This window comes from Paenibacillus sp. FSL H8-0079 (assembly GCF_037991315.1).
Classification (GTDB): Bacteria; Bacillota; Bacilli; order Paenibacillales; family Paenibacillaceae; genus Paenibacillus.
On the sequence record NZ_CP150300.1, the window covers coordinates 4,830,810 to 4,843,427 of the forward strand.

General features: G+C 46.4%; 11 protein-coding genes. 6 read left to right on the top strand and 5 right to left on the bottom strand.

All coding sequences use genetic code 11. The features are described from left to right. Positions 1 to 188 precede the first annotated feature (188 nt). On the top strand, positions 189 to 1,529 hold the full coding sequence (locus tag MHI06_RS21650; RefSeq protein WP_340399054.1) for an MFS transporter: 1,341 nt from the start codon (positions 189 to 191) through the stop codon (positions 1,527 to 1,529). 141 nt (positions 1,530 to 1,670) lie between these two features. Here MHI06_RS21650 and MHI06_RS21655 read toward each other — a convergent pair whose 3' ends face one another. Beyond that, a complete protein-coding gene (locus MHI06_RS21655; protein WP_340399055.1) occupies positions 1,671 to 2,210 on the bottom strand; it encodes a DUF2625 family protein in 540 nt (179 codons plus the stop codon). 220 nt (positions 2,211 to 2,430) lie between these two features. Between MHI06_RS21655 and MHI06_RS21660 the strand changes: the two genes are divergently transcribed. Further along, the gene (locus MHI06_RS21660; protein ID WP_340399056.1) at positions 2,431 to 3,918 is read left to right on the top strand and encodes a DUF5123 domain-containing protein; all 1,488 of its coding nucleotides are present in this window, start codon (positions 2,431 to 2,433) and stop codon (positions 3,916 to 3,918) included. 187 nt (positions 3,919 to 4,105) lie between these two features. On the opposite strand, the gene MHI06_RS21665 is transcribed toward MHI06_RS21660, so the two are convergent. Further along, positions 4,106 to 5,089 carry a sensor domain-containing diguanylate cyclase gene (locus MHI06_RS21665; RefSeq protein WP_340399057.1) on the bottom strand — a complete coding sequence of 328 codons (984 nt, stop codon included), beginning with the start codon at positions 5,087 to 5,089 and terminating at the stop codon, positions 4,106 to 4,108. A gap of 24 nt (positions 5,090 to 5,113) precedes the next feature. After that, complete coding sequence (locus MHI06_RS21670) at positions 5,114 to 5,920, bottom strand: alpha/beta hydrolase (RefSeq protein WP_169481277.1); 807 nt, start codon at positions 5,918 to 5,920, stop codon at positions 5,114 to 5,116. A gap of 219 nt (positions 5,921 to 6,139) precedes the next feature. On the opposite strand from MHI06_RS21670, the gene MHI06_RS21675 reads away from it, so the two are divergent. Both MHI06_RS21675 and MHI06_RS21680 read left to right on the top strand, forming a co-directional pair. After that, on the top strand, positions 6,140 to 7,354 hold the full coding sequence (locus MHI06_RS21675) for an MFS transporter (RefSeq protein WP_340399058.1): 1,215 nt from the start codon (positions 6,140 to 6,142) through the stop codon (positions 7,352 to 7,354). After that, complete coding sequence (locus MHI06_RS21680; RefSeq protein ID WP_340399059.1) at positions 7,347 to 7,910, top strand: TetR/AcrR family transcriptional regulator; 564 nt, start codon at positions 7,347 to 7,349, stop codon at positions 7,908 to 7,910. The genes MHI06_RS21675 and MHI06_RS21680 overlap by 8 nt, the downstream gene beginning before the upstream one ends. A gap of 85 nt (positions 7,911 to 7,995) precedes the next feature. Here the strand turns inward: MHI06_RS21680 and MHI06_RS21685 are convergent, their stop codons facing one another. Then, positions 7,996 to 9,630 (bottom strand): nucleoside hydrolase-like domain-containing protein, encoded by a 1,635-nt coding sequence (locus tag MHI06_RS21685; protein WP_340399060.1) that lies wholly within the window; start codon positions 9,628 to 9,630, stop codon positions 7,996 to 7,998. 326 nt (positions 9,631 to 9,956) lie between these two features. On the opposite strand from MHI06_RS21685, the gene MHI06_RS21690 reads away from it, so the two are divergent. Both MHI06_RS21690 and MHI06_RS21695 read left to right on the top strand, forming a co-directional pair. Next, a complete protein-coding gene (locus MHI06_RS21690; RefSeq protein WP_340399061.1) occupies positions 9,957 to 10,607 on the top strand; it encodes a hypothetical protein in 651 nt (216 codons plus the stop codon). 34 nt (positions 10,608 to 10,641) lie between these two features. Next, the gene (locus MHI06_RS21695) at positions 10,642 to 11,205 is read left to right on the top strand and encodes a DUF1697 domain-containing protein (protein ID WP_340399062.1); all 564 of its coding nucleotides are present in this window, start codon (positions 10,642 to 10,644) and stop codon (positions 11,203 to 11,205) included. A 72-nt stretch (positions 11,206 to 11,277) separates the two neighbouring features. Here MHI06_RS21695 and MHI06_RS21700 read toward each other — a convergent pair whose 3' ends face one another. After that, positions 11,278 to 12,471: an MFS transporter gene (locus tag MHI06_RS21700; RefSeq protein ID WP_340399063.1), complete on the bottom strand. Its 1,194-nt coding sequence runs from the start codon at positions 12,469 to 12,471 to the stop codon at positions 11,278 to 11,280. Positions 12,472 to 12,618 lie beyond the last annotated feature (147 nt).

The window sequence follows — 12,618 nt, forward strand, 5'->3', positions numbered from 1 at the left end:
AGTTAAATACAGGAAATTCGTCTATTGTTTATTATTAATATCTTTCTATGCTCATCACATCCGAACGAATTAGTATGACATTATTGCCATATGATAAATTTGGGTGTAAAATGATATATTGCTTTTCATCACATTTTCATCAAGGCTCAATCCGAATTCATATTCATACCCAAGACAGGAATGGTACCGTGAAAGATAAAATCGTCATGCCACTCTGGACATGTTGCCTGTTCATCGTTGTGATGAACACCACCATGTTCAATGTTTCTTTGCCAGTCATTATTCAAGATCTACATATTACCTCCGACCTGGGGTCTTGGGTTATCTCAAGCTATTCGATTGGTTACGCTTTGTCGACGGTGATCTACAGTCGATTGTCAGACCGCATCCCGGTACGCAAACTGCTAACGGTTGGACTCCTGATCCTGGGATTATCTTCGTTGCTCGGATTGTTCGCGCATAGCTTCGCGATTCTGTTGCTGACACGTATTTTGCAATCTGCGGGTGCAGGAGTTATGGCCGGTCTGGGCCTCGTCATTGCGAGTCGTTATATCCCAGTGGAACGGCGCGGAGCTGCCATCGCACTGATCTCATCAGGCAGCGCCATGGCTTTTGGACTTGGCCCTATTGTCGGCGGACTCATTAGTGAGTATTGGGGCTGGAACGGACTTTTTGCCATAACGGTAATTGTCCTGCTCGCCCTGCCTGTACTGCTCTATTTCCTTCCACGGGAAACGGTCAAAACAGATCAGCCGTTCGATGTTATTGGCGCCATATTAACCGTCATTAACGCAACTACACTTCTCGTCGCGATCACCCAGCAATCCTGGTTCTGGTTTGCCATCGGCGTTATCTCTCTTATTGCACACCTCTTGTATATTCGTAAAGCGAATCTGCCGTTTGTGAATCCACAAGTGTTCCGAACGCCAGGATACACCCGATTAATCCTGATCGGATTCTGTGTGCTGGTCGTGAATCTGGGCAATCTGTTTTTGATGCCACTTGTGCTCGCTGATCTGTATGGACGCTCTTCGCTCGCCATTGGTTTGCTGATTGCTCCTGGAGCCATCGTTGCGGCATTCTGTACCCGTTTCGTCGGACGCTGGATCGACCGTTATGGCAATATGCGATTTATGATCATCGGACACATTCTGCTCGCAGCTGTCCTTGCCTTATTCATGCTCGAACTTGATCAGTCCGCCTTGATCATTACCAGTGGTTATCTCTTTTTCTCACCGGCACTCTCAGCCTCCATGGCATCATTGAATAATGAAGCGTCACGTGTACTGCCCAAAGCGCAAATTGGTTCTGGTATGGGCATGTTACAAATGATTCAATTCTTCGGTGGTTCGGTGTCTGTAGCCGTGTGTGGGCTGCTGCTGCACAGCATTCCGGGAGTCTCGGTCGAGCAAGCTTATCATGTGGTGTATGGTTGTCTGTTGCTCGTCTGCGTTGTTTCACTCGGATTGACCGTCTGGCACAACAGAGCTTCACGCTCAGGCATTAAACCTGTCACATTGGACAGTTAATCATTAAGTTCAAAACAAAAAGGCCCGCGCCAAGCGCGAGCCTTTTTTAGTTTGGAACAGAAATTCCGTTTTTTTTAGAAGTAGATCACTCCATGAACTTACCCGTTACTTTCCTTATTCCATCCCAAAGCACCATGCCAACTATTTACCGTCCAGTGCGGACTTCCAAGCTTCCAAGATGTGAATAGGTGATTTACTGCTGCTCTCGCCGCCACCTTCCTGCGTCCAAAGTGGTGGATAATACGCAAACACTTGTCCTGTCTGGAGCTGAGACATATCCTCTTGCCAGCCTTTCCAGCGAAAGGTCTGATAGAACTTCTCCAGATCCCCATTCGCCAGCCAGTTGATGAAACCTGAATATGTCAGTTCTGTCGATTCCCATTCAAGTGTATCCGGTGCAAAATAATAGACTTGTCCCGTACGACCATACTTGCCTGTATCCAGTCCGAAGAAACCTCCTGCCGCATCATATGCGACGACCATCATGCCTTCCAGTACATCTACCCAAGGTTGCTCACTCACACCATTCCAACTGGTTAGACTTCCCGATGTACTGTCACCACCCGCACCAAGCAGCATGATCCAGCCATGGTCAAGTACAATGCCTTCTGTCTCATAAGCAACAGCTCCCAAATAGGATTTGGTGCTTATGAGACAGACGATAGAGAGTATCCTCTCCAACCTCCTGCTTTGCTGGAACATACACATATGTATTTTGCCCGCTGTCCAGGAGTTCCTTGAGTTCTTCCCATGCGTGATTCTCCCGATCCACTAATTCAGCTATAGTTAATGTATTCATGAGCACTCTCCTCGCTGATTTTATAAGAGCATATCATGGCTTATTAACCCGTTCAAATCTGCTATAATCTATCTTCAAAGCTAAATGCAAGGGGGAAGCGATTTGACTCGCTTAGTTATACTTATAATTCCGATTCTGATGCTGCTCGTATCCGGTTGTCAGGATCATACATCTTCCATGAAGGAACCTGTTTCTGTTCAAAAGTCCGATCCTCAGGTCATCCGTTACATATCACCCCAAGGAAACGACTCGAATAAAGGAACCATTCAATCTCCATGGAAAACATTACAGCACGCTGCCGACCATGCTTCGCCAGGAAGCACGATCTATTTGCGTGAAGGGGTCTATCATCAGAAAGTCAAAATCACCCGGAGCGGTCATTCCTCAGGTAATCCCACCCTGTTTTCCAGCTATCCTCAGGAGAAGGTTATCATTGATGGGGAAGATCTATCCGTTCGAGGGATCGAAGGGTTGATTGAAATTGAAAATGCCAGTTATATCACGATTCAGAATCTCGAAATTCGTAACTTTACAACCACACTTCGGGGGCAGGTTCCAACTGGGATCTATGTCCACGGAGCAGGAGAGCATATTCAGCTGTTGGGCAACACCATACACGCGATCGCTAATCACGCACCTCCTGAAGGTCCGGATTTGCGAGGCAGAGATGCACACGGTATTGCCATATATGGCACAGAGCACCCACAAGCTTTACGCGATATCATCGTCAAGGATAATGAATTGTATGATCTGATACTTGGTTCGAGCGAGTCACTCGCAGTTAACGGCAATGTCGATACCTTCGCCATTTTGGACAATACCATCCATGATTCCGACAACATTGGTATTGATCTGATCGGGTACGAGGGTACGTCTGAGGACGACACGTACGATCAGGCACGGAACGGTATCGTGCGCGGGAATGAAGTATACGATATTACGTCCAACGACAACCCCTCCTACGGAACAGATCTGCCCAATGATACCAACTCGGCGGGCGGTATCTATGTAGATGGCGGGAAAGATCATATCATCGACCAGAACCGGTTATATCGGAGCGATATCGGAATTGAGATTGCCTCGGAGCATGCCGGACGTTCGACAAGCAAAATTACGGTAAGGGATAACCTAATTTATGCCAACCGACTGACGGGCATTGCGATGGGAGGTTATGACGAGGAACGGGGAGCTACCGAGGATAGCAAGATTATGTACAATACGCTGGTCGGGAATGATACGCTGAATGCAGGCAATGGACAGTTATTCATGCAATCAAGGACGAAGAACAATACGTTTATGCATAACATTCTCGTATCGGGCAGCTCGGAAGTACTAATATACAACGAATATACTAGCAATACCGGCAATGTGTTTGACCACAATGTCTATTACTCACCAGGTGAGCAGGAAGATGCTCTGTGGGTTTGGAAAAATAAAGCCTACTCCGGCATCGCCGCTTACATCAAGGGATCTGGCAATGATACACACTCCATATATGTGAACCCGGCATTTATGGATGTGTCCAACGAAGATTTCCGTCTTCAGGCGAATTCTCCGGCGAAAGCGTATGGCTACCTTGCTCCACGGTAAAATAACCCTGAGGAACCCATGTTCGATTAGAGGTGTCTCAAAACTCGCTGAAGTGCACTTTCGGAATTTTCAGACACGCCCTAGTTCATTCTATTTCACACAAATAAAATAAAAGGAGCCTGTGCATGTGGGATCATCTCCCTCATATTGCACAAGCTCCTTCTCGTTTTTTAATCCAATCCAACCCTTAACTTCTTACCATCTGGGCTGCATGTGTCACCCGGTTTCGTCCTCCTGTTTTGGAGGCATACAGGGCGTTGTCCGCTTTTTGGAACAAGGTCTGTTCCGTATCTTCCTCGACTACAGTGGCCGCACCGATACTCACGGTAATGTTATATTCGCCCCAATCGGCTGAAGCAACCTGTGACCGATATCGCTCTGCGATTCCGCTCGCCTGCTCCTCTTCACAATCCGAAAGAATGATGACAAATTCCTCTCCGCCGTAACGCGCCACCACATCCGTACTGCGCGACACCGATTGCAGCAGCCCCGCCAGATTGCCGAGTACCAGATCTCCGATCGGATGTCCGTACGTATCATTAATACTTTTGAAATGATCAATGTCGACAACGAGAAGAGAGAAATAACGTTCTTTCTCCTGGAACAACAGCAAGCTTTCAACCATTTTTTCCTGGAAAAACCTGCGGTTCTTCAGTCCTGTCAGCAAGTCTGTGGAGGCCAGTGTCTCCAACTGATCATTCACTTTAATGAGCGCCTGCTCTTTGATCTTATATTCCTCGTGTAATCGTTCAAGCTCCTTGTTCGCTTCTTGGGTCGCTTGATACAGCTCCTGTAGCTTCGTTTTGGTATGCAAAATATCCTTCTCATGTTCGATTCGCTTACGCATGACTACAACGACACAATCTACCACGCTTTCCCCGTTACGGGTCTGACGAATACCGTTAAGCAGCACGGGAACAGGCTGCTGATCACGAGTACGAAACGTGAAGTACATCTCGTCCACATGTCCATATAACTGGATGTAGGGATAGAAATACGTATGGAAAAACACCTTGTTGCTCACCGACATGGTGGACTCAATATGTTGCCCCACAAGCTCATCGCGTTCATATCCAAGCATCGCAAGCAAGGTTTGATTAATCGATTGTACGATGCCCGAATCTGAGATAGAGAAGTATCCACAGGGAGCCAGATCTAATTGTATATCCATGGAATAACGCCTTTCTACCGAGTTCTATGCGCTCGTCAAATAATCTTTAATCATTCGGATCGTTTCTTCCGGTTGACTTAGATGCGGATAATGTCCCTTGGCCGTCATCTGTTGCAATCGGCTATTCTTCAGATGAGCATGTAAGTAATCCCCTACTTCAACCGGAGCAATGCTGTCTTCGGAGCACTGAAGAATGAGTGTCGGCACAGTAGCCTGATCCAGATCAATACGACAATCAGATAAAAACGTCACTTCGGCAAATTGTCTCGCAATATGCGGATCTCTGGAGCAGAAGCTTTTCTCCAATTCTTCCGTCAGATCTTTCCGTTCCGGATTGTTCATCACAATGGGTGCCAGATAACTCGCCCATCCAATAAAATTCATCTGCATCATCTCAAGTAATTCATCGATATCATTCCGATCAAAACCTCCATAATAATTCGGAAGATCATTCACGTAACGCGGGGAAGGCCCCAGCATAACAATTTGTTTGAAATACTTGGGGTTATGAATCGATGCCAGCATGCCAATCATGCTGCTGACGGAATGCCCGACAAATATGGTGTCCTGTAGTTCAAGTACTTCCATAATTTCCAGCACATCCTGGGCGTATCCTTGGAGGTTGCTATATTTGCCAGCATCATAATAGTTAATTTGAGATTCACCAGATCCAACATAATCAAACAAAACCACACGGTAGTTCTCCGTAAAACTTGGAACAATGTAACGCCACATATCCTGATCGCATCCAAAACCATGAGCAAATACAATCGTTTGGCTACCTGAACCAAGAACTTTAACATTATTTCTTACAAGCACATCAATCGTCATTTCATATCACCTCTCTGAGGTAGTACTCACTTAAGTCAATCTATCTGATTATTATATCGGAAAATGTTGGGATATGGATTAAAAATTATTAATCACTTCTTTCATCTACAAAAAACTCATTAATCCATGCTCTGGATACGCACTTTACAATCTGACTATCGTCAGGTAAAATCAGTTCAACATGTCGCGCGACAGAGATTACATTTACGGAGGAATACCATGATTACTTCAACACACAGCCCGACTCCTCAGCAACTCTGGGGAAGATCATTCATTTTTATCATGTTAGCCAACGCATTATTGTTCATGGCCTTTGAAATGTTGCTTCCCACCTTACCTTTATTCGTTTCAAGTTTGGGTGGAGAAGCTTCCCAGATTGGGCTTGTTACTGGCATATTTATGTTCTCTGCCATCTTGATTCGGCCCTTCACATCTGTTTTGGCAGCTCGAATAGATAAAAAATATCTCTTGATTATTGGCATCACCATCTGTGCATTAATGACTGGCGCATACTACCTATCGTCAGGTATCTGGATGATCCTCGTGTTCCGGGTAATTCATGGATTTGGATTTGGTTTGGCAACGACATATTTTGCGACGATAGCTACAGAAAACATACCCAGGGATCGCCGGGGAGAAGGTATGGGGTACTTTGGGGTAGGGGAAACCGTCGCTATATCCATTGGTCCGCTGATCGGCACCAGCCTGTTGTTTCAATACGATTATCAGAGCCTGTTTATGGGAGGCATGTGCATTTTGCTGTTAGCACTTCTGATGGCCGTGTTTGTATCCAGAAAGCCCAGACCGTTATCTGGTAGCGAAAGCTCTGACCTTCCTGCTGCGACCGTCAAGTTGATTGAAAAGAAAGTACTGTTCCCTTCGTTGTTGATCATGCTGGTTGGCATTGCGGCCGGCTCAATCATGTCCTTTGTAGCTTTATTTGCTGCGGAAAGAGGGTTCAACAATGTCGCCTGGTTTTTCTTTATCGTCGCCATCGCCAGCTTCGCCGTCCGACTGTTCTCTGGTAAAATGTTTGATCGATGGGGACCAGGCTCCGTGTTATTGCCTTCTGCGGTGTTTGCAATCGCAGGACTACTGGTTCTGATTATCGCCCAGAGTGATGTTCAATTCCTGATCGCTGGCGCGTTATACGGCTTTGGCTTTGGTGCCATATTCCCGGCTATTCAGACCTGGTGTGTGAATCTTGTAGAAGAACATGAGCATGAAAATGCGATGGCTTCCTTCTTTAATTTTTTTGACCTCGGGATTGGCGGTGGCTCGTTGATCCTGGGTGTGGTGGCTTCTGCATTTTCCTATACGGTGGTGTATGCTATCTCTATAGGCATTTTTGTGGTATATATCTTGTTATATTTGGTATACTCCCAAAAACAGCAGAGGTATACAGCTCGCCAACTGGAGGTAGACATTGAGTAAAAAACGAATCAAAGAAATTGCCATTCAACATTTTAATCGTCTGGGTTACGAGGGGACCAAGATGGCGCAGATTGCCGAAGAGGCAGGCATTCGCAAGCAATCCCTGGCTTATCATTATTCATCCAAAAAAGCGTTATTGCTGGAGTTATATGAGGAAGTCGTGCAGGAGGAACAACAGTTTGTACGCCAATTCTTCAGCGAGTCTGTTACCCAAACTCTGGAACAGCAGTTATATGCCTTTTTGCATGAACACAAAAATCGCTTTTTGACTCACCCGAACGTCGCTTTTATGTATATCCTTTCCTTTATCACACCGCTGGAGGTGCATGATTTTGTGCTGGCCCAATATCGAACGTACCTCGGGACACTGAAGGAAGAGCTGGCAGCCGTATTTACCAGACATCCTGATATACGCCTGAGTCCGGAAGAAGCCACCGTAGCCTTTGTCACCGTGATGGATGGATTGGATGTACAGCTCGTGTATGAGACACGGCAATCCTATGAACAAGCTTTGGCAATCACCTGGAATGTCTTCTGGTCGGGCATCCAACGCTAACGAATCGATTTCGATTAGACTGCACAAATAAGAGGGGCGTCCCGCCAGCCATGTTGATGACTTTTGGGACAGCCCCTCTATTTCTTTATTTCACGGTTAGGATCACACGTTGATAATGCTTCAACTGATGCTCTCCATCATCCTGTACTTCGGCAACGATATGAATGGTATCGCCTGATTTGGCATCGTCAGGAACGGTGAATGTCACCGCTTCGGTGTCACTGCCCTGCAATTTTATCGTATCCACCTGCTCATCCTTGGCAAGGTCACGATGCAATCCAAGCAACAGGTCGCCCGCCATTTCTGGCTGAACTTTATTCTGTTCTACTTTGGAATCCTCATATGTGTCCGCTTCGAAATATCTCCACCACGTATAGGTCAGTTGATCTCCATCCGGGTCTGTGCCCTCCGCGTGAAGAGTAACTTCCTCCCCAGGACTAACACTCAGATCCAGCCCTTCCTTAATCGTTAATGACGGATTATGGTTGGCACCTTCGTAAGTGTCTGTAACTGCCCAGTCTGCACGTGCTGCAAAATCATCCTGCACATCGTCAAACCATCTCATCAGAGAGTATTCGGCTTCATAGCGTTTGGTGTAGGGATCGTAATCAAGCACATTATTTCTAAACAGCTTATCGTTCACAACGCCAAAGCGTCCACCCCAACCGCCGTAAGAAGGGTCTTCCATACTGCGTAGCCCATTATCGATCAGATAGAAGAAGGATGGAGAATCCCCCTCAGATATAAAATCGTATTTGTCATATTGCGGATTGTTCTTGAGATATTCAGCACTTCCACGTTGTTCTTCGGCCAGTTCGCCTTCGATCATCTTGCCGTCACCCATTGACGCATACATATCCATCAGCTTGCCATGTCCGTCCAGAATGTTCTTGACCATCCAGTCGCCATGAAGCTTACTGTTCACTTCTTCGGCATGCATCTTCCATGCATAGGCAAAATGCCAGAAGTTGGATTGGTCGTTGAGAATGCGGATATCCGGCCAATTCTTCGCAATGTATTCGTTGTAGCTATCATCCTGATCAAGAATGATATACAGGACCAGTTTGTCGCTCACTTTTTTGCGAATCGTATCCCACTCAGCCGTGTCTTTGTATTGTTCCTCAATCGATTTCAGCGCTCTGGCTGTGGTATTAGTGCCACCCCATGTCTGAACAATCAGATCTCGGGAATCATCGTCGAGGAAAAGAGTTTCGAGGAATTCGGAACCTTCCGTTTCCTTCTCCATCTCCCCTTTATCGGAAATATTACCGATCTTTGTCATCGCTCGAATCTGTTCCGGCTCCGGATAGCCCTCCGCATGTTTGGACAAGTTCGGATAGATCTCGCCATAGGCATCGATCATGTCATACACCCATTGTGTGCCTGTCCAGCGGAACGGTTTTATCCCCGCTTCCTCATCTCCAGCATAATGATACACGGAGCTGGTCAGTACAATTCCGGCGAGGTCCATCTCATTCGAGTACAGCAAGAAACGAATGACCGAGTTCATATCATCCACTTCACCGTCGGTTGTAATCACCGTTCTGCCTTTGGCAGCTTGGTTGGTTGCAGGTTCCTGGGTTTCATTTCCCGTCTGCTCTGTTGCCTGATTCGGTGTGTCACTCGCGGTTTGCGGTGCTTTGGATGCGCATCCACTAATCACCAGAATTATACTGAGACAACCTGCGGCAAAACCGTTTAACCATTTTCTCTTGTTCATAATGCTCCCCTTTCTTGTGTACAGCGTGATGTTGGTGTCGGGATAAGTACGTCCTCTGTTTTCTATCCTTAATATGGACCGTAGAATGCAAAAAAACCCGAACATCAATACGAATGGCACAAAGTCCACGCATAGTGTGTTCAGGTTTTGCCTGCCCGAAGCAGTAACAATCCTTATTTGAATGAAATTATATCATGTTCACGAAATAATGTAAACGTATTCAAAAGTTTTTTCGAATTTATCTTTGATATAGTATAATGCGTATAGCCAAGAATCAACTGGATCGGCGTAGTACTAAACCAATTTACCAGGAGGAATCAGACACCATGCAACAACTGGATGCGGCCTTGAGCCGTTTTGTGGAACAGCAGGATTTATATAATGAAGCTTATGGACTTTTCCAAAATCATGATCTGCGTCCTCGCGAACAACATCACCAACCAGAAGTCGATCCGCGAGTACCTCTTTCTCCAGAACTTCAGTATCTGTACAGTCATTATGAAATGATGGATGCGGAAGCTGAAGGTACACTCAAAATGAAAAATGCCGCCGTCGAGATCGGTGATGCCGCACTGATCTCCTTCGTTGCACCTGAACATCTGCACCGTCAGCAACTAGGTTACCGCTGGATTGGCATGAATGAACCTTATGAGGAGGCCTCCACTTGGCCAAAAAATCACGTCGTCATCGCAAATGTGAACGATGATCCGATTATTGTAGATGTGGAAGCACCGAACTCTCCCGTATATGCCGCTTTTACAGGTGGAGAAGCCAATCGTGTCGCTGATTCGCTGTCTGATTTTTTCAGTGCACTAGCTATCCTGATCGAAGCGGCACGGAGCTATGCCGGGGAAGTGAAAGATGAAGAAACCTATGAAACCAAGCCCGAATATCTGGAGCAAGTGGAGCCTTTATTACAGGCCCTATTGGGAGAAGAGTATACTGCACATCTTTTCGAGTATCTGTCATTTTGTTAAATCATTGTCTTAAAGGAATTGGAGGGGCATCCATATGAACTATGTAGCCTTGCTGCGGGGTATTAATGTAGGTGGTAACAATAAGATTAACATGAAGCAGCTAAAAGAAACGTTTGAACAAGCAGGCATGCTGGATGTCGTGACCTACATCAACTCTGGCAATATTATTTTTGCCGATCATCAGGAACGTGTCAATGCGAATGCGGAGATATCCCATGTGTTAGAACAGGCGATCGCGGCCGATTTCGGCTTACAGATCAGGGTAATGGTGCGGAATATGGATGAAATCCAAAGCGTTATTCAGGCACTGCCAGCGGAATGGGCTAATGATGACACCGCCAAAAGTGATGTACTGTTCCTTTGGGATGAGATCAATGAGCCCTCCGTGCTGGACAAGCTGCCAATCAAACCGGGAATCGGCACGCTAATTTATATCCCCGGAGCCATTTTATATTCGGTCAGCAGAGAAGATGCGTCCAAAAGTGGCATGAACAAGCTTGTGGGGTCCAAAGTCTATGCCTATATGACGGTTAGAAATGTGAATACCACACGTAAGATCTATGCACTAATGCAGGCAGCCGCTGCTACTTCGCATTGAATGGGACGCCGTATCCGGCTTCGCAGCACCGTACCTCTATGGCAAACATTGTAGTTTAAATCACGCTGCTAACTAATGAGATCCAGCTACCGATTGGGGCTGGTTCTTTCGCATTCCCAGCATCATAATTGCCATTAAAACAACAAGAACGGCCACGAGCATAAATGGAATATGTTTGTCCACCTGGTAAAGTGTCGTTGTAAGTATCGGAGTAATGACAGCGGATATCCCCTGAATCGCTGCTACCAATCCGGCTGCTCCTCCCTGTTGTTCTTTGCTGACCGCCAGCGAAGCACCTGCCATGAAGCCCGGCATCATCAGACCCGAACCCATACCGAACAGGAAGAATGAGAAATAGTACATGGGCAACTGGGTGGATACAAGAAACAGGACCATGCTTGCGATCAGAAAAAGGGACCCGAGCAAAATCATCGGACGTGGCTGCCATTTCAACCACTTCATCTGAATGACCTGCATGATCAACATGGCTACTCCGGAGAACATAAGTCCAAACGAAACCATTCGGGCCGTCGCCGCTGGAGATAGAGCCAGTTGATCCTGAAAATAAAATCCCCCGACAACCTGCAATGTCATGATGCCAATCATCGTAACCAAGCCGGCAGCAAGGTACATTAGTAACCCACGTTGGAATGGGTTGACTCTAGGCGGCTTTGCCTGAATGACGGGTTTGGCTGCTGGGATTAACAACAAAGCGATAATAAACGCAGCGATCGCTATAAAAATGCCAAAATAAAGCGGCCACAGCAGACCGATGATAGTAAATGCTCCTGCAATGGCGGGTCCAAATACAAGGCCGAGTCCATTGGCAGCGCTGATAATCGCCATCCCGCTTCCCCGCTCCTCCCCTTCTGTCACATCACCCATATAGGCCTGGGCAGAAGACAGCACGGCGGGAATAAACATGCCAATCAGACTACGCGTCACAATCAGAAGGGTAAGCAATAGGCCTCCTCCGATCCATGCATTTAATCCGCCGTACAATGCCAAGGCAAATAATGCGCAGCTAACAGACATTCCTATGAATCCAATCAATATGATAGGTTTTCTACCCTTCAGATCACTGAATCTTCCCCATACTGGAGCCATGACAGCCATCATAATGGACCCAAGTGAAATAATAAGACCGGAATGGCTTTCTTTCATACCCAACTCGCGAATAAGCGGCGGCATAATGGGTGCAATCAGCATCAGACCCAACATGGCTGCAAATACGCTAAAAAAAATACTTCCTCTGATTCGGTTCATGCTCATACACTCCTCTATATTTCAGTACAGTATCCACTGTACCTGGAGTATACAAGGCTGAGAGAATCCCCACTGCCTCTATACGGAACAATTCACGGCAAGCCGGATTATTAATCTTATTTTATATAAGATGAACCCTTGAAACTT

Excerpts from the sequence above, each read along its gene's own strand:
- MHI06_RS21665 (WP_340399057.1), bottom strand. The coding sequence starts at position 5,089 with ATGGATATACAATTAGATCTGGCTCCCTGTGGATACTTCTCTATCTCA.
- MHI06_RS21670 (WP_169481277.1), bottom strand. The coding sequence starts at position 5,920 with ATGACGATTGATGTGCTTGTAAGAAATAATGTTAAAGTTCTTGGTTCA.
- MHI06_RS21675 (WP_340399058.1), top strand. The coding sequence starts at position 6,140 with ATGATTACTTCAACACACAGCCCGACTCCTCAGCAACTCTGGGGAAGA.
- MHI06_RS21685 (WP_340399060.1), bottom strand. The coding sequence starts at position 9,630 with ATGAACAAGAGAAAATGGTTAAACGGTTTTGCCGCAGGTTGTCTCAGT.
- MHI06_RS21690 (WP_340399061.1), top strand. The coding sequence starts at position 9,957 with ATGCAACAACTGGATGCGGCCTTGAGCCGTTTTGTGGAACAGCAGGAT.
- MHI06_RS21695 (WP_340399062.1), top strand. The coding sequence starts at position 10,642 with ATGAACTATGTAGCCTTGCTGCGGGGTATTAATGTAGGTGGTAACAAT.
- MHI06_RS21700 (WP_340399063.1), bottom strand. The coding sequence starts at position 12,471 with ATGAACCGAATCAGAGGAAGTATTTTTTTTAGCGTATTTGCAGCCATG.